The 15,842-nt window shown below is 63.1% G+C and carries 20 protein-coding genes; 13 read left to right on the top strand and 7 right to left on the bottom strand.

All coding sequences use genetic code 11. The features are described from left to right. Nucleotides 1-54 precede the first annotated feature (54 nt). From E3U23_RS06875 to E3U23_RS06865, 3 genes are read right to left on the bottom strand one after another with little or no spacing between them, the layout of a single operon-like run. Nucleotides 55-1,380, bottom strand: coding sequence for an acyl-CoA dehydrogenase family protein (locus E3U23_RS06875; RefSeq protein WP_279350488.1), 1,326 nt, complete (start codon nt 1,378-1,380; stop codon nt 55-57). Nucleotides 1,381-1,425: 45 nt separating this feature from the next. After that, the gene (locus E3U23_RS06870) at nt 1,426-2,901 is read right to left on the bottom strand and encodes an MFS transporter (RefSeq protein ID WP_279350487.1); all 1,476 of its coding nucleotides are present in this window, start codon (nt 2,899-2,901) and stop codon (nt 1,426-1,428) included. After that, on the bottom strand, nt 2,901-3,764 hold the full coding sequence (locus E3U23_RS06865; RefSeq protein WP_279350787.1) for an SDR family NAD(P)-dependent oxidoreductase: 864 nt from the start codon (nt 3,762-3,764) through the stop codon (nt 2,901-2,903). Before E3U23_RS06865 ends, E3U23_RS06870 begins: the two co-directional genes overlap by 1 nt. A gap of 179 nt (nt 3,765-3,943) precedes the next feature. On the opposite strand from E3U23_RS06865, the gene E3U23_RS06860 reads away from it, so the two are divergent. The 4 genes from E3U23_RS06860 to E3U23_RS06845 all read left to right on the top strand — a co-directional run bounded on the left by E3U23_RS06860 (nt 3,944) and on the right by E3U23_RS06845 (nt 8,301). Further along, on the top strand, nt 3,944-5,128 hold the full coding sequence (locus E3U23_RS06860) for an acyl-CoA dehydrogenase family protein (RefSeq protein WP_279350486.1): 1,185 nt from the start codon (nt 3,944-3,946) through the stop codon (nt 5,126-5,128). 112 nt (nt 5,129-5,240) lie between these two features. Then, nucleotides 5,241-6,380, top strand: coding sequence for an acyl-CoA dehydrogenase family protein (locus tag E3U23_RS06855; RefSeq protein WP_279350485.1), 1,140 nt, complete (start codon nt 5,241-5,243; stop codon nt 6,378-6,380). A gap of 46 nt (nt 6,381-6,426) precedes the next feature. Continuing rightward, nucleotides 6,427-7,233, top strand: coding sequence for an SDR family oxidoreductase (locus E3U23_RS06850; RefSeq protein ID WP_279350484.1), 807 nt, complete (start codon nt 6,427-6,429; stop codon nt 7,231-7,233). Between the two features lie 108 nt (nt 7,234-7,341). Further along, a complete protein-coding gene (locus tag E3U23_RS06845; protein ID WP_279350483.1) occupies nt 7,342-8,301 on the top strand; it encodes a hypothetical protein in 960 nt (319 codons plus the stop codon). A gap of 100 nt (nt 8,302-8,401) precedes the next feature. Here E3U23_RS06845 and E3U23_RS06840 read toward each other — a convergent pair whose 3' ends face one another. From E3U23_RS06840 to E3U23_RS06825, 4 genes are read right to left on the bottom strand one after another with little or no spacing between them, the layout of a single operon-like run. Then, nucleotides 8,402-9,169, bottom strand: coding sequence for a helix-turn-helix domain-containing protein (locus E3U23_RS06840; RefSeq protein WP_279350482.1), 768 nt, complete (start codon nt 9,167-9,169; stop codon nt 8,402-8,404). Next, nucleotides 9,169-9,828, bottom strand: coding sequence for a guanylate kinase (gene gmk / locus E3U23_RS06835; RefSeq protein ID WP_279350481.1), 660 nt, complete (start codon nt 9,826-9,828; stop codon nt 9,169-9,171). Before gmk ends, E3U23_RS06840 begins: the two co-directional genes overlap by 1 nt. A gap of 36 nt (nt 9,829-9,864) precedes the next feature. Further along, complete coding sequence (locus tag E3U23_RS06830) at nt 9,865-10,278, bottom strand: hypothetical protein (RefSeq protein WP_279350480.1); 414 nt, start codon at nt 10,276-10,278, stop codon at nt 9,865-9,867. A 39-nt stretch (nt 10,279-10,317) separates the two neighbouring features. Next, entirely contained in the window at nt 10,318-10,821 is a 504-nt protein-coding gene (locus E3U23_RS06825; protein ID WP_279350479.1) for an SspB family protein, read from the bottom strand. 104 nt (nt 10,822-10,925) lie between these two features. Between E3U23_RS06825 and hisB the strand changes: the two genes are divergently transcribed. The 9 genes from hisB to tolQ all read left to right on the top strand — a co-directional run bounded on the left by hisB (nt 10,926) and on the right by tolQ (nt 15,842). Further along, complete coding sequence (gene hisB, locus E3U23_RS06820; protein ID WP_279350478.1) at nt 10,926-11,519, top strand: imidazoleglycerol-phosphate dehydratase HisB; 594 nt, start codon at nt 10,926-10,928, stop codon at nt 11,517-11,519. Continuing rightward, the gene (hisH, locus tag E3U23_RS06815; RefSeq protein WP_279350477.1) at nt 11,512-12,138 is read left to right on the top strand and encodes an imidazole glycerol phosphate synthase subunit HisH; all 627 of its coding nucleotides are present in this window, start codon (nt 11,512-11,514) and stop codon (nt 12,136-12,138) included. The genes hisB and hisH overlap by 8 nt, the downstream gene beginning before the upstream one ends. Further along, nucleotides 12,135-12,863, top strand: coding sequence for a 1-(5-phosphoribosyl)-5-[(5-phosphoribosylamino)methylideneamino]imidazole-4-carboxamide isomerase (gene hisA, locus E3U23_RS06810; protein ID WP_279350476.1), 729 nt, complete (start codon nt 12,135-12,137; stop codon nt 12,861-12,863). Before hisH ends, hisA begins: the two co-directional genes overlap by 4 nt. Beyond that, nucleotides 12,860-13,105 (top strand): hypothetical protein, encoded by a 246-nt coding sequence (locus E3U23_RS06805; protein WP_279350475.1) that lies wholly within the window; start codon nt 12,860-12,862, stop codon nt 13,103-13,105. Before hisA ends, E3U23_RS06805 begins: the two co-directional genes overlap by 4 nt. Beyond that, the gene (gene hisF, locus E3U23_RS06800; RefSeq protein WP_279350474.1) at nt 13,102-13,881 is read left to right on the top strand and encodes an imidazole glycerol phosphate synthase subunit HisF; all 780 of its coding nucleotides are present in this window, start codon (nt 13,102-13,104) and stop codon (nt 13,879-13,881) included. The genes E3U23_RS06805 and hisF overlap by 4 nt, the downstream gene beginning before the upstream one ends. Before the next feature lie 18 nt (nt 13,882-13,899). After that, a complete protein-coding gene (locus E3U23_RS06795) occupies nt 13,900-14,214 on the top strand; it encodes a phosphoribosyl-ATP diphosphatase (protein WP_279350473.1) in 315 nt (104 codons plus the stop codon). Nucleotides 14,215-14,217: 3 nt separating this feature from the next. Then, entirely contained in the window at nt 14,218-14,601 is a 384-nt protein-coding gene (locus E3U23_RS06790) for a histidine triad nucleotide-binding protein (protein WP_279350472.1), read from the top strand. Between the two features lie 84 nt (nt 14,602-14,685). Further along, on the top strand, nt 14,686-15,141 hold the full coding sequence (locus E3U23_RS06785; protein ID WP_279350471.1) for a YbgC/FadM family acyl-CoA thioesterase: 456 nt from the start codon (nt 14,686-14,688) through the stop codon (nt 15,139-15,141). Continuing rightward, nucleotides 15,138-15,842, top strand: coding sequence for a protein TolQ (gene tolQ / locus E3U23_RS06780; RefSeq protein WP_279350470.1), 705 nt, complete (start codon nt 15,138-15,140; stop codon nt 15,840-15,842). The genes E3U23_RS06785 and tolQ overlap by 4 nt, the downstream gene beginning before the upstream one ends.

Here is a 15,842-nt window from a genome sequence, read left to right as displayed (position 1 = left end):
AAGACAGCCCTTCGACAAGCTCAGGGCGAAGGGCTGTCTCTTGTCGATCAATATTTATTGGGCCGCAGCCGTCGCCGCCGCGCTGCCGGCGCTTGCGGCTTCGGCGTTGTTGCTCTGCTGGCCCATGCTGTCCTCGTCGGGCGTGTGCCGACCGATTTCCATCCGCGAAATCGAGCGGGCATGAACCTCATCCGGTCCGTCGGCGAGCCGCAAGGTGCGCATCGAGGCATAGGACTTGGCGAGGCCGTAATCGTCGGACACGCCGCCGCCGCCATGCGCCTGGATCGCATCGTCGATGATGCGCAGGGCCATGTTCGGCGCCTGCACCTTGATCATGGCGATTTCCTGCTTGGCCGCCTTGTTGCCGACCTTGTCCATCATGTCGGCCGCCTTCAGGCAGAGGAGGCGCGTCATGTCGATATCGATGCGGGCGCGGGCGATGCGTTCTTCCCAGACCGAATGCTTGTAGATCGGCTTGCCGAATGCTTCGCGGCTCTGGAGGCGCTTGCACATCTTGGCGAGCGCTTCTTCCGCGACGCCGATGGTGCGCATGCAGTGGTGGATACGACCCGGCCCGAGGCGGCCCTGCGCGATCTCGAAGCCGCGTCCTTCGCCCAGCAGCATGGCGTCTTCCGCCTTCACGCGGACGTTGTTGAGTTCGATTTCCATGTGGCCGTGCGGCGCATCGTCGTACCCGAAGACGGGCAGGTGGCGCAGCACCTTCACGCCATCCGCATCGAGCGGCATCAGGATCATGGATTGCTGCTGGTGACGGTTCGCCTCGGTATCGGTCTTGCCCATGACGATCGCGAACTTGCAGCGCGGATCACCCGCGCCGGAGGACCACCATTTACGGCCGTTGATGACGTAATCGTCGCCGTCACGTTCGATCCGGCATTCGATGTTCGTGGCGTCCGAACTCGCCACCTGCGGTTCGGTCATCAGGAAGGCGGAGCGGATCTCGCCGTTCATCAGCGGGGTGAGCCACTTGTCCTTCTGTGCGCGGGTGCCGTAGCGGTGCAGCACTTCCATGTTGCCGGTGTCGGGCGCGGAGCAGTTGAAGGTTTCTGACGCGAAGCCGATGCGGCCCATTTCCTCGGCGCACAAGGCGTATTCGAGATTGGTCAGGCCCGGGCCTTCGAACTCGAAACTCTCCTCCACATGATTGTGGCTCTCGTTGCGTGGCGGCATGAAGAGGTTCCAGATGCCCTCGCCCTTGGCCTTCTTCTTCAGGTCTTCAACGACGTCGATCACCTTCCAGCGTTCGCCCTGCTCGTCCTGCTTCTTGTAAGTCGAGATCGCGGGGCGGACGTTCTGTTCGATGAATGTCTTCACCCGGTCGCGCCAGTAGACTTGCCTCTCGGTCGGTTCGAAATCCATGGGTTCGGTCCTTTCTTTCTCGTCGGTCTTGTCGTTGAATTGGAACTAATATTTGATCGAATGCGCATCGGGGTCGATGCGGGAGACTTCGTCCAGCGGATCGGGTTCCGGCGCGTGCTTGATGTTAGCCTCGCGCCGGGCGACCCTTGCTTCGTGATCCTCGCGCGAAATCGGGAAGCGGGCCAGCCAGAACGCCGCTGCCAGCGCCAGCACCGTGGTCGCCAGAAGATACAGCAGCACAAGCCGCGACACCGTGCCGCCCGCGACCGCGTCCTGCGGGGTTCCGGGTGTTAGCGAAAGCGACTGGATGATCAGGCTGGTGAGCAGGATGCCCCCGCCGGTCGCGCATTTCTGCACCAGCCAGTTGCCGGAATAGAACGTCCCTTCCGCGCGCCGCCCGGTCCGCTCCTCGAAGGATTCGACGATCTCGGCCACCATCGAGGTCGCCGAAATGCTGGCCACAACACTCGACGTGTTACCCAAAACGAGGAACACGTAATACAGCGCGGTCGATGCCGTCCCGCCGGTTTGCGGCCACAGGCCGGCAAGCAGCAGGAGATAGGGAATGGCAAAGAAGACCAGCCCGGCGACCGCGCCATACGCCGCAGCTTTCGGCTTGCCGAGCGCGCGATGCAGCGGGCCGACAATCACGAACATCAGCACGACCGACACGAACAGCGCAGCCGGGAACAGTTTGAACGCAAGTTCGGAGAACTGCCAGACGTAGAGATTGACGTATTGCGTAATCGAGAACGTCATTCCTTGCAGGACATAGGCGGCCAGTCCGCCCAGCGCGTAGATCACGAACGCTTTCTCGCTGAAGGCATCGAAGATTTCCGAGAAGGCATTGCGCAGCGAGAAGGGCGGGGGGCGCTCGGCCGGACGATGGGCTACTAAGCGGTGCTGCAACACCGCCGATCCGATTACCGCGAACGCGATCAGGAACGCGCCGAACAGCCCGTATTGCGCATAGCCTTCGGGCCGCAATTGCGATTCCGGGGTCGGCAGAAACACGGTGAAGGTCAGCACCATCATCAGCAGTCCGCCGAGCCAGCCGGAGAGGAAGCGATAGCGGAACAGCGTCGTGCGTTCGTCGTAATCGTCGGTGATTTCGGGCACGAGACTGATCGAAGGTACCTCGCACGCCGACAGCAGCAGGCGCACGCCGACGGCGAGGGCAAGAATTTCCCAATAGCTCGGCGTGCCGGTGAAAGGCGGCGACCAGAGCAGCGCCCACATCAGGGCAAGGGGGATTGGTGCGAAATAGAGCCACGGAAGCCTGCGCCCCCATTTCGTATAGGTCCGGTCCGACAGATGCCCGATCAGCGGATCGACGAAGGCGTCGATCACCAGTGCGGTCGCAAGAGCGGCGCCCACCACGCTCGCTTCCACCCCGAGAACGAGGTTGTAGAACGGCAGCAGGAAAAAGCTGAAGCCACCGTCCTTCACGCCGAACGCGACGGCTCCGAAGCCGTGCGACAGCTTCAGGCGCTGGGACAGGGGGCCGGTGGTGAAAGGCATCAGTCGGCGGTCGGCTCCTGCCCCTGCTGTGCGTTCGCCATCGTATCGAGCGCGTCGAACAGGCCGGGCTCTTCGGGGTCCCAGCTATGCCGCGGGCCGAGCGTGATGCCGCCATCGACCAGGATCGAGGTGCCGGTAACGAAACCCGCTGCCTCGCTCGCGAGATAGGCGACCGCCTCGGCGATGTCGCTGGCCTGCCCGCCGCGCGGCACAGGCTGCGCGTTGGCGGACATCTGGGCGATGGCGTTGTTGGCCATGCGCTGCATAACGCCGCCGATGCCCAGCGACGCTGTAAATATATTGGTGTTGATGAAGCCCGGCTGCACCGCGTTCACCCTAATGCCGAATTGCGCCAGATCGGTCGCTGCGACCTTCGTGAGATGCAAAACCCCCGCCTTTGCGACCGAATAAGCGGTCGGCGCATAGCCTGGGCCGACGGCGGCGACGCTGCTGGTGTTGACGATGCTTGCGCCTTTGCGATCCTTCATGTGCGGCACGGCGTAGCGGATGCCGAATGCGACCGAGCGGAGCAGCAGATCCATCGTCCGGTCCCACTCGTCCGGCTCGATCTCCGCGATGGATGCCCGCGCTCCGCCTGCACCGGCATTGTTGAACACGGTGTCGATTCCGCCAGATGCCTCGGCCGCGACATTCATCAGCGCTTCGATATCGGCAGGGTCGGTCACGTCGCAGCGTACGAACCGTACCTCACCTTCGCATTCTTCCGCGATGCGGCGACCGGTATCCTCGTCGATGTCGGCGCTCACCACGTCCGCCCCTTCGCCTGCGAACAGGCGAACGGTTTCGGCTCCGATGCCGGATGCGCCGCCGGTGACGACGACGGTTTTGCCGGAGAATCGCACGGCTCTCTCTCCCATGTTCTCGGCTCCCATGCTTAGGGGAGCACAGGGTCACGTCAACGTAAACCGTGGATGCGCCACGCCGACGTTACGGCATGGCGAAATGCAGCGGAAAGGCTTGCAGGGGGCGGGCTTTTCGCCATACCGTGTTCTTGAAATACGCGATACGAGAGGAACCGATCATGGCCGAAACCGATCTTGAAAGCTTCCGCGCCGAAGCGCGCGAGTGGCTCGAAGCCAATTGCCCCCCCGAGATGCGCGAACCCGTGCGCGACGAAGGCGACGTCTATTGGGGCGGCCGCAACGGCAGCTTCAAGAACGATGCGCAAAAAGCATGGTTCGAAGCCTGCCGCGATAAGGGCTACACCGTACCCGAATGGCCGAAACCCTATGGCGGCGCCGGCCTCTCGCCTGCCGAGGGCAAGATCCTGCGGCAGGAAATGGCGCGAATCAACGCGCGCCCGCCGCTCTCCAGCTTCGGGATCTGGATGCTCGGCCCCGCGCTTTTGCATTTCGGCACGGAAGGTCAGAAGCAGAAGTTTCTCAACGAAATCGCGCGCGGCGAAATCCGCTGGTGCCAGGGCTATAGCGAGCCGGGTAGCGGCAGCGACCTTGTTTCGATGCAGACCTATGGCGAGGACAAGGGCGATCACTGGATCGTCAATGGTCAGAAGATCTGGACCTCCTATGCCGACGAAGCCGACTGGATCTTCTGCCTCGTCCGCACGGACAAGGAGAACAAGTACCAGGGCATTACCTTCATGCTGTTCGACATGGCGAACGAAGGCGTCAGCACCAAGCCGATCAAGCTGATCAGCGGATACAGTCCGTTCTGCGAAACCTTCATGGACGACGTTATGGTCCCCAAGAGCTATGGCGAGGATATCCCTGGCTATGTCGGCGAGATCAATCGCGGCTGGGATGTGGCAAAGTACCTCCTCGGCCACGAGCGCGAGATGATTTCGGCGACCGGCGGCGGCGACCGGGCAAGCTCCTTGGGCGCGGTGTCGGCGCGGCAGGGCGAGCTCGATCCGGTGCTGCGCGCAGAGATGGCGATGTTCGATGTCGACGCGCTTTCGTTCACCGCCATGAGCGAGAAGTTCATGGACGAGCTGAAGGCGAATAAGGGGCATCCGGCACAGCCGAACATGCTCAAATATGCCGGCACCGAACTCAACAAGCGCCGCCACGAACTGATCATGGCGGCGGGCGGCAGCCGGGCTCTCGAATGGGAGAGCGAGGAGACGCAAGGCGGCAAGACCGCGCGCGGTTGGCTGCGCACCAAGGCCAACAGCATCGAGGGCGGCACCAGCGAAGTGATGCTGAACGTCATTTCCAAGCGCATCCTGGAACTGCCGGGCTCTTAAAGCAAAAGGATCAAACCCCCGTCATCCCGGCGCAGGCCGGGATCCATTTGCGACGATCGCACACTGGACCCCGGCCTGCGCCGGGTTGGCGGTTCGGGAAAAGGAACGAGAAATGCCACTTTATCATGACGACGATCAGGCGATGCTCGCCGATACCGCCAGCCAGTTCATGGGCGAGGAAGGCGCGATCGGCAAACAGCTGCGCCATTGGCGCGACCGCGATTGCAAGGACGGCTTTGGCCACGATCTGTGGAAGCAGATGGCCGAAATGGGCTTCACCGGAATGCTGGTGGGTGAAGACGACGGCGGCCTCGGCATGGGGCAGGTCGAGGCGAATATCGTGCTCGAGGAAATCGGCCGCAATCTTACGCCCTCGCCGTTTCTCGCCAGTTCCGTGCTGGCGGCGACTGCGCTGAAGCATGCCGACGGTGCGGTACGTGAACGCTGGCTCCCGGGCCTCGTTTCGGGCGATCACGTCTATTCGGTCGCGCTCGACGAAGGGCCGAAGCATCGGCCTGAAAAGATCGCGGCGAAGGCGGAGAAGTCGGGCAACGGCTTCCGCCTGACCGGCTCCAAGGATTTCGTCATTCACGGCGCCAGCGCCGACATGCTGATCGTCGCCGCGCGCACCTCGGGCAGCGACAGCGACGCGGACGGCGTGACCTTGTTCGCCGTGCCGAAGGATGCCGCCAATATGAGCCACGAAGCCGTGCGGTTGGTGGATAGTTCGATGGCGACGCACACCAAATTCGACGGCGTCGAGCTGGACGGCGACGCGGTGATCGGCGAGGTCGACGGCGGGCGCGAAATCCTGAACGCCATGCTGCGCGCCGGCCGCGTCGGCGCGGCGGCGGAAGGCGTCGGCGTTGCGCGCGGGGCGATGGACATGACGGTCGACTACCTCAAGCAGCGCAAGCAGTTCGGCCAGCTGATCGGCGAGTTTCAAGCATTGCAGCACCGCGCCGCGCATCTCTATTCCGAAGTCGAGATCGCCAAGGCGGTCACCATCAAGGCCGCGCAACTGGTCGATGGCGGCAGCGAGAAAGCCGACCTCATGGCCAGCGTCGCCAAGGCGAAAGTCGCCAAGGCGGCTGGCCTCGCCGTTCGCGAGGGCGTGCAGATGCACGGCGGCATCGGCATGACGGACGAATACGACATCGGCCTCTACATGAAGCGCGACCGCGCGCTGCAGGAGTTTCTGGGCGACCAGTACTACCATGCCGGCCGGGTGGCGGAATTGAGCGGGTATTGAGCGGGCAGCGCGGCCGCGCACAGCCTGTGATGCAAGGAGTAACCAGATGAACCTCGAAGACCTTTTCAGCCTCAAGGGCCGCGTCGCGCTTGTAACCGGGGGCAGCCGCGGGATCGGGCGTATGATCGTCGAAGGGTTCCTCGCCGCCGGGATCGAGCGGGTGTACATCACCGCCCGAAAGGAAGACGAGCTCAACGCCACCGCCGACGAGCTCGGCGAGAAGGTCATCGGCATCCAGGGCGACATTTCGACGCTGGAAGGCTGCGATCAGCTGGTTGCCGCAATCTGTGACAAGGAAGACCGGCTCGATATTCTCGTCAACAATGCGGGTGCGGCGTGGGGGGCGGACTATACCGAGTTCCCCGAAGCCGGGTGGGACAAGGTCATGGACCTCAACGTCAAGACACCGTTCTTCCTCACCCAGAAGCTGCATACATTGCTTACCGCTGCCGCCAGTGCGGACCGGCCGGCGAAGGTCATCAACATCACTTCGGTCGACGGGCAGCGGGTGAACCCGTGGGAGACGTACAGCTATCAAGCCTCCAAGGCCGCGCTGATCCACCTCACCCGCCGGATGGCCGCACGTTTGGTCAAGGATCACATCTACGTCAGCAGCATCGCGCCAGGCGCTTTCCCGTCCAACATGAACCGCGTCGCGCGAGACATGGAGGACGAGAGCGCGAAAGGCATTCCCAGCAAGCGCGTCGGCGATGCGTTCGATATGGGTGGCAGCGCCGTTTACCTCGCCAGCCGTGCCGGCGACTACACGATCGGCGAGACGTTGACCGTCGATGGCGGGATCGTCAACGCGCACCTGCCCACGCATTTCGCGGATCCCGCCGGCGGCCGCTAACCTCTTACCGGATCGGCGAATTCGCTTGCGGGGGGCAGGCGGTCGCCGCTATCCGGGCTTACCGGGGGCTGCGCCGTTGCGCGTGTATCTGGACCGGAAGGGATTGTTTTGCGCCGTAATCTTGGATTTTTCGTCAGTGCGGCGGCTTGCTGCGCTTTGCTGGTCGCTTGCGGTGGAGATGACGACGAGGGAACGCCTTCGCCGACCCCGACGCCCACTCCGACCGATTCACCGGCTCCCAGCCCGAGCCCCACGCCTACTCCGACTTCCACCGAGTTCGACTTCGCGCAGGACTTTACGGCAAGCTTCAACGGCACGTCGTACAGCTTCGCCTATTTCACGCCAACCGGTGGCACGGAGGTCTGGAACAGCCGTGCCCGGCGTGCGGGCACAAGTTCCATTACCTACGAGACATCGCCCGAAGCGGTGACCTTCACCTTCCCCGATGCGGCAGAGCTGCCGACCTTCGGCGGGGAAGATCTGGAGACATCGTCCGATAGTCAGCGCAGCTATCTGGCGGACGGCAACCGGTTGGTGCTGGAACGGCCGTATGAGGAAATCCTGCGCGTCTTCTATCGCACAAGTCAGAGCTTCGTGCGCGAAACGGTGCCCGGCAATTTGCGCAGCTTCCGCTATGCGCTGTTCTTCAATCCGGTGACGACCGCCGCCGCCCTTACCGCCGGGCTCACCTATAGCGGAACCGCGCAGATCGCAGGCGGGATTCCGGGCGAGACGGCTGCAGGCGTCTTCGCGGCAGACACCTCGACGCTTAGCGTTGTTGCCGGGACGGGCGACAATGCAAATGCCCTGCGCATTTCTGGAGACATTCGGATCGTAAGGCAGAACAACGGCACGACCGAACTCGTGACGACCATTCCGGTTTTGGCGGTGATTGCCGATAGCGGCGGTTTTGCCGGCGGCGTCACCGATGAGGATGCCGCGTTCCAAGGCCAGTATATCGGATCGCTCGCCGGGGCGAACCGCGAGGAAATATTTGTGATCTTCTCGTTCAGCGGACCGGACGATCTCGAATTGATCGGCTCCTATATTGGACGCCGGACCAACTGAGCCAGCTTATCGGTATTCGGCTGCGCTGGGCGCGGAGCTTTGTGTGAAGAGATAATAGGTCAGGCGCCCGTCGCGGAGCCTGACCGTTCGCATGTCCGGATTACCGGATGAAGTAGCCGACGACTTTCCACGCACCGTCTTCCTTGACGAGTATGGCCGTCTCGACCGCCCCTGGAGCTTTTGCAAACGACGTGGCAAATTGGGCGATCCGATAATCGCCTTCCGGAGCGCCCGGTAAAGCGCCGGGCGCTTCGATCGAGACGAGCTTGCGGCTCTTCACCGCACCGAGGGGCGAACGTACCGGATCGACTTGTGCCGCCCACTGGTCCACCGTGACTGCGGTGCGAAATGCCGTTCCGGCCGCTTCCCAACTTTGCGTATAGTTGCCTGCATCGACCAGCGCGATCCACGAACGCGCGGCCTGCTCTGCAACCGAACTTTCCTGAACCGAAGCTTCGACGTCCTCTACTGAAGGATTAGACGATTGCGTGCCCGAGAGGGCGAGGACGGCGGCGATTGCTGTGGCCAACATGATAAGTGCTCCTATGATCCAGAGCCAGATCTTGCGTGACCCCGGCGTTGCTGATGGTTTCGCATATTCGGGAGGGAACGGGGCATCGGCCATCCCGATTTGTTCGGTCGCATCCTTTTGGGGGGCCGTTTCTTCCTGCTCCCCCAAGATTCGTGCGGCCTCCCTGCTGCTGGACACCCCGAGTTTCTTGCGGGCTTCGCGCAAGTAATCGTTGACGGTATGGACGGACAGATCGAGTTCGGCGGCGGCGGATTTTGCCGTGTGGCCGCCGAGGAGCAAACGCAGCGTCTCCTTTTCGCGGTCGGTCAGCGCCTCGGTTCCGTCCGCGTCCGCCATCAGGCCATTAGCTCGCGGACGAAGGGAATGAGGCCGGTCTGCCGTTGGCGTTTCATGCGTTCGGCGTCGAGTATTTCGCGAACCTTGGCGAAGCAGGCGTCGACGTCCTCGTTAATGACGACATAATCGTAAGCGTCCCAGTGGCTGATCTCGGCTCGGGCGCGGTCCATGCGGGCATCGATCACTTCCGGCTCGTCGGTGTTGCGCGATTCCAGACGGCGGCGCAGTTCGGCGATGCTGGGCGGCAGGATGAAGACCCGCACCACGTCCTGCTGGTCTTTCTGGTAAAGCTGCTGAGTGCCCTGCCAATCGATATCGAACAGGAAATCCTGACCGTCCTTCAGTGCGGCGCGGATGCGGCCTTTGGGCGTGCCGTAGCGATAGCCGAAGACCGGCGCCCATTCGTAGAAGTCGTCTTCTTCGACCAGACGGTCGAATTCCGCATCGTCGACGAAGTAGTAATGAACGCCATCGATTTCGCCGGGGCGGGGCGGCCTTGTGGTTACGCTGACCGAGAGGCGGATCGCATCATCGGCTTCGAGAAGCATCCGGGAAATGGTCGTCTTCCCCGCGCCGCTGGGCGAGGAAAGAATGAACAGGACGCCGCGCCGTGCGAGTGCATCGGAGCCCTTGGGAGGAACGCTTTCGGTATCGGCCATGCCCGCCTTTGCAACGGAGCAGCGGGGCAAATCAAGTCAGTCGTCTTTTGTCGCCTGTTCGATAAGCTCGCGATCGCCTTCGTGCTGCTGGCCCTTTTTGCTTTGCCGGCGGTCATACAGCGTCTTCGCCAAGGCACCGCCGCCCACGATCACTGCGCCGGGAAGATTCTTGGTCGCAAGCTTGGCAAGCCCGAAACTCATCAGGGTGGCACCGAGCGACTTGTTTTTTACGATGTCTTTCGCGGTCGATTTGCCGTAGCGGCCGCGCAACATCCCCTTTTCGATCGCACGCCGCACGACATAGGAACCGGCGCGGATTGCCACGTCGGCCATCATGAGATTGGTGGCGGGATTGTGAGTTGGCCCGGGCATCTTTGCGGTCTTGCCGGGCGTCTTCGAACGCGCCTTTTGGACCGCCTTGGCGCCGTATGCGGAAACGTGCTTCACCATTCTGCTGCCCCTGTCCGGCGCAGCGTCGAGGCGATGCGCCTATTTCTTTCGGCCGAAATCCACGGTGACGACGTTCGAGCCGTCGTCTGCTCCCTCAACGGGTTCGCTGCCGCCCTGTTCCGCTTCGTCGTTCCCGGCCGTATCCGTGGAAGCGGGCGCCATGTCGGCGACGGTCGCCTGGAACTGCAAACCGAAGTCGACTGCCGGATCGACGAATTGGGTGATCGCGGCATAGGGAATGTCGAGCGCGGCGGGAATCTGGTTGAACGAGAGGCCGACCGAAAAGCCGTCTTCGCGCACGTTCAGGTCCCAGAACTTGTTCTGGAGGACGATGGTCATCTCGTCCGGGAAGCGCTCGCGCAGACTGTCCGGCACCGATACGCCGGGCGCCTGGGTCTTGAACGTGATGTAGAAATGGTGCGGACCGGGCAGGGTGCTGCCATTCGCCTCGATCTCGCCGAGCACACGGCCGACGACCGCGCGCAGCGCCTCCTGCACGATGCTGTCGTAAGGGATAAGGCTGTCGGGCGTCTCGTCGCTCATAGGCGCACAGGTGGAACCCGATGCCGCCGGGGTCAAGCGGTTTGACGCATGTGCGAGATGCATCCGCTTGCGTGAAGGCGGCGTTTGCCTATAGGCGCACAGCCATGCGAACCGGCCGGATCACCCGCAACACCGCCGAAACCAAGATCGAGATCGAGGTGAATCTCGACGGGTCCGGCGCATACGATATTTCGACCGGGATCGGCTTTCTCGACCACATGGTCGAACAGTTCGCCAAACATTCGCTGATCGACGTAACGATGAAGGTCGATGGCGACCTGCATATCGACCAGCACCATACGACCGAGGACAGCGCCCTCGCGCTGGGACAGGCGCTGTCGCAGGCGCTGGGCGACAAGGGCGGGATCGCGCGGTACGGCACCGCCTTCTCGCCGATGGACGAGACGCTGGCGCGTGTGGCGCTCGACATTTCGGGCCGGCCCTATCTCGTATGGCGCGCGGGCTTCAGCCAGGAAAAGCTCGGCGAATGGGACACCGAACTCATCGAGCACTGGTTCCATTCCGTCGCCCAGACCTGCGGGCTGACGCTGCATGTCGAGCTCGTCTACGGCACCAACAATCACCACATCTGCGAGGCGATCTATAAGGGCTTCGCCCGCGCCATGCGCCAGGCGGTGGAGATCGACCCGCGCAAGGGCGGCGCCATCCCCAGCACCAAGGGGCAATTGGGTGGCTGAGGTGATCGCGCTGGTTGATTATGGCGCGGGCAATCTCCATTCGGTCGAGAATGCGCTGCGCAAGGTCGGCGCGAACGTAAAAGTCACCGCCGATCCTGACGTTTTGCGCGCAGCGGACCGGATCGTTCTGCCCGGCGTCGGCAGCTTCGGGGCCTGTGCCAAGGGCTTGCGCGAAGCGACCGGTGCGATTGAGGCGATGACCGAGCGCGTGATGGTCGGCGGTGCGCCGTTCATCGGCATCTGTGTCGGCATGCAACTGCTCGCGACGCGCGGGCTGGAATATGGCGAGACCGAGGGGCTGAACTGGATCGAAGGCACGGTGCGTCTGATCGAGCCGACCGACAGCAGCGTAAAAGTGCCGCATATGGGCTGGAACGACGTCGCGCCAACGCCCCATGCCAAACACCACTGGGTAATCGAAGAGGGCGAGGCTTATTTCCTCCATTCCTACCATTTCGACGCGGATAGCGGGAAGGATGTGCTGGCAATGACCGATCACGGCGGCGGATTGGTGGCGGCGGTTGGGCGTGGCAACATGCTCGGCGTGCAATTCCATCCTGAGAAAAGCCAGAGCTACGGTCTCTCGCTGCTGCAGAACTTCCTGGAGTGGCGGCCGTGATCGTCTTTCCCGCGATCGACTTGAAGGGCGGGCAAGTGGTGCGCCTCGCGGAAGGCGATATGGACCGCGCGACCGTTTATGGCGACGATCCCGCCGCGCAGGCCATGCGGTTTGCAGAAGCCGGGGCACAGCATCTACACGTCGTAGATCTCGACGGATCATTCGCAGGATCGGCGCGTAATCGCGAGGCGGTGGACAGCATCGTCGAGGCCTTTCCGGGGCACGTGCAGCTAGGCGGCGGCATCCGAAAGCGCGAAGATGTGGAGGGCTGGTTCGAAGCCGGGGTCTCGCGCATCGTCATGGGTTCGGCGGCGTTGAAGGACCCGGAATTCGTCAAGGACATGGCGCGCGAATTCGAAGGCGGCATCGTCGTGGCGGTTGACGCGAAGGACGGCATGGTCGCCACCGAGGGCTGGGCCGAAGTGTCCGATGTCGGCGTTGTCGACCTCGCGCGAAGGTTCGAGGATGCGGGCGTCGCCGCGCTGCTGTTCACCGATATCGGACGCGATGGCTTGCTGAAAGGCGTGAACATCGATGCGACGGTGAATCTTGCGCGGCGGGTCGACATCCCGGTGATCGCCAGCGGCGGCGTAAAGGGGATCGACGATATCTATGTCCTGACCATGCACGCAAAGGAAGGCATCGAAGGGGTGATTACCGGCCGCGCGCTCTATGACGGTCGGCTGGACTTGAGCGCGGCGCTGGCGATGGCGGTGCGGGCATGAATTCCCTAGCGGCCATTCTGATCGGCGTGGTTCTAGCCCTTGGAGCCGGTGTGCTGATGGGACCCGCCGACTTACCCGCCTGGCTTCCGGTCGTGGAATTTTTGGCGCTTTTTGCCATTATGAGCGGCGTGTTCTGGCTCTTCCGAAAATTCGGGATACTCACGATCGCGGTCAATCCGTCTGTCCTCATGGTGATCTGCATCGCGCCGGTCCTGTTCGTATCGATGACGGCCGCGCCATGACCGTTCGCATCCGCGTCATCCCCTGTCTCGACGTGGCCGATGGCCGCGTGGTCAAGGGCGTCAACTTCGTCGATCTCAAAGATGCCGGCGATCCGGTCGAGCAGGCGCAGGCTTATGATCGGGCCGGGGCGGACGAGTTGTGCTTTCTCGACATCTCCGCCAGCCACGAGGGGCGCGGCACCCTGCTCGATATCGTGCGCCGCACGGCCGAAGTGTGTTTCATGCCGCTGACCGTGGGCGGCGGGGTGCGTAGCGTCGAAGACGCACGGGCGCTGCTTCTCGCGGGCGCGGACAAGGTGGCGGTCAATTCCGCCGCCGTCAGTCGTCCCGAACTCGTGGGCGAGATCGCGGACAAGTTCGGCAGCCAGTGCGTCGTCGCTAGCGTGGATGCCCGCGCGGCGACCCGGGCCGATGGCGAAGGCTTCCGTGGGTGGGAAATCTTTACCCATGGCGGCCGCAAGCCGACCGGGATCGACGCGGTCGAACACGCCATGCACCTCGCCGAACTCGGCGCGGGCGAATTGCTCGTCACCTCGATGGATGGCGATGGGACGAAGCAGGGCTACGACCTCGAACTGACCCGCGCCATTGCGGACAACGTCTCGGTCCCGGTGATTGCCAGCGGCGGCGTCGGCAGCCTCGATCATCTCGTCGAAGGCGTTACTAAGGGGCATGCAAGCGCGGTGCTGGCCGCCTCGATCTTCCATTTCGGCGAGCATTCCATCGGCGAGGCGCATGCCGCACTGCGCGCCGCGGGCTTGCCTGCGCGCGGTTGATCCCGCAGGACGCGCCGCATGGACACCCTGACCCGCCTCGAACATACTATCGCCGAACGCCGCACTGCCGATCCCGCGTCGAGCTACGTCGCGCAGCTTTCATCCCGGGGCACGCCGGTCATGGCGCGCAAACTGGGCGAAGAGGCAGTGGAGGCCTGCGTTGCCGCGCTTTCCGGCAGCCGCGAGGAACTCGTCGGCGAGGCGGCCGACGTACTGTTCCACCTCATGGTGTTACTGGCCGACAAGGACATCGCGCTGGCCGACGTGATGACGGAACTCGACCGGCGTGAGGGGGTGTCCGGCCTCGACGAAAAAGCCAGCAGGAGCGCGTGACCCATGCCGATCGACCCGACGCAGCCTTATGACGACGACAACATTTTCGCCAAGATCCTGCGCGGCGAAATTCCGTCGAAAAAGGTGTACGAAGACGAATGGACCTACGCCTTCGAGGATATCAACCCGCAGGCCGAAATGCACACTTTGGTGATTCCCAAGGGCCGCTATGTCAGCTGGGACGATTTTTCGGCCAGAGCGAGCGCCGAGGAGATCGCCGGTTTCGTCCGCGCGGTCGGCAAGGTAGCGCGGGACAAGGGGCTGGTCGAACCGGGCTATCGCATGATGGCGAATGTCGGCGCGCATGGCGGGCAGGAAGTGCCGCACCTCCATGTTCATATTTTCGGCGGAGAGCCGCTGGGCCCGATGATTGCGCAGCATCGCTGAAGCGGCGTTGATCGTTTCCGAAAGGCCGTTCGTCTTTTAAAGTTGCATGGCGATTCCCCGCTTCGCTAAAGCGCGGACCGAACCATGAGCGCTCCCAATCCTCCCGATGGCACGTTAGACGGCGACCGGCATCTTTATGCCGTGCGCGTCTATTACGAGGATACGGACCTGTCCGGCATCACCTACCATGCCAATTACCTGCGCTGGTTCGAGCGGGCGCGCAGCGACCTGCTTCGCCAGTTGGGGATCGACCAGCGCGCCGCGATCGAGGCGGGCGAGGGGGCCTATGCCCTGTCTGAAATTTCGCTCAGATATCTGCGTCCGGCCAAGCTTGACGACGACGTGCTGATCGAGACCCGTTGCACCGAACTGCGCGCCGCATCGTGCCGGATGCATCAGACGGCGAAGCGCGGCTATGATCTTCTGTGCGAGGCGCATTTGCGCGTGGGTTTCATCGCGCCCGATGGTAAGCCCAAGCGCCAACCGCAGGCCTGGCGCGACGCGTTTCACGATTTCACTCATTCCTCCGAGGACGCATGACCACTCTTTCCCTTCTGGCGGCAACTGCCGCCGCACCCACCAGTCTCGATCCGGTGCAGCTGTTCCTCGACGCCGATATCGTGGTCAAACTCGTTATGGTGGGCCTCCTTCTTGCCAGCGTCTGGGTGTGGACGATCATCGTCTCCTTCACCCTGCGGATGCGCAAGCTGCGGGGGGAAACGCGCCGCTATGAGGATGATTTCTGGCAGGCGGAGAATTTCGACCGGTTCATGAAAGAACGCGGCAAGCGCGACGTGCCGAGCGCGCGGATCGCGCAGGCGGCAGTGGGCGAATGGCGCCGCTCGACCAAGGGCGAAGTGCGCGATCCCGAAGCGCTGCGCGGCCGCATTTCCACCGCGATGGAAAGCCAGGTCGCGGCCGAGGCGGACGAGATTTCGGAGCGGCTGAACTTCCTCGCCACGGTCGGCGCGGTGGCGCCCTTCGTCGGCCTGTTCGGCACGGTGTGGGGCATCATGAACAGCTTTTTCCAGATCGGCGCGCAGGAAAGCTCTTCGCTCGCCGTGGTTGCGCCCGGTATTTCCGAAGCCCTGTTTGCCACCGCCATCGGCCTGTTCGCAGCCATTCCGGCGGTGATCGCCTATAACCGCTTCAGCCACATGGTCGAACGCTATGAGGCGGGCCTGCATCGCTTCTCCGACCGGTTGCACGCGACTTTCAGCCGCCAGCTGGAGCAGCGCTGA

It is taken from the genome of Erythrobacter litoralis, assembly GCF_029760855.1.
Lineage (GTDB): Bacteria > Pseudomonadota > Alphaproteobacteria > Sphingomonadales > Sphingomonadaceae > Qipengyuania > Qipengyuania litoralis_A.
The sequence above is the reverse complement of the archived record's forward strand: the minus strand, read 5'-3'. Positions and strand labels throughout refer to the sequence as shown.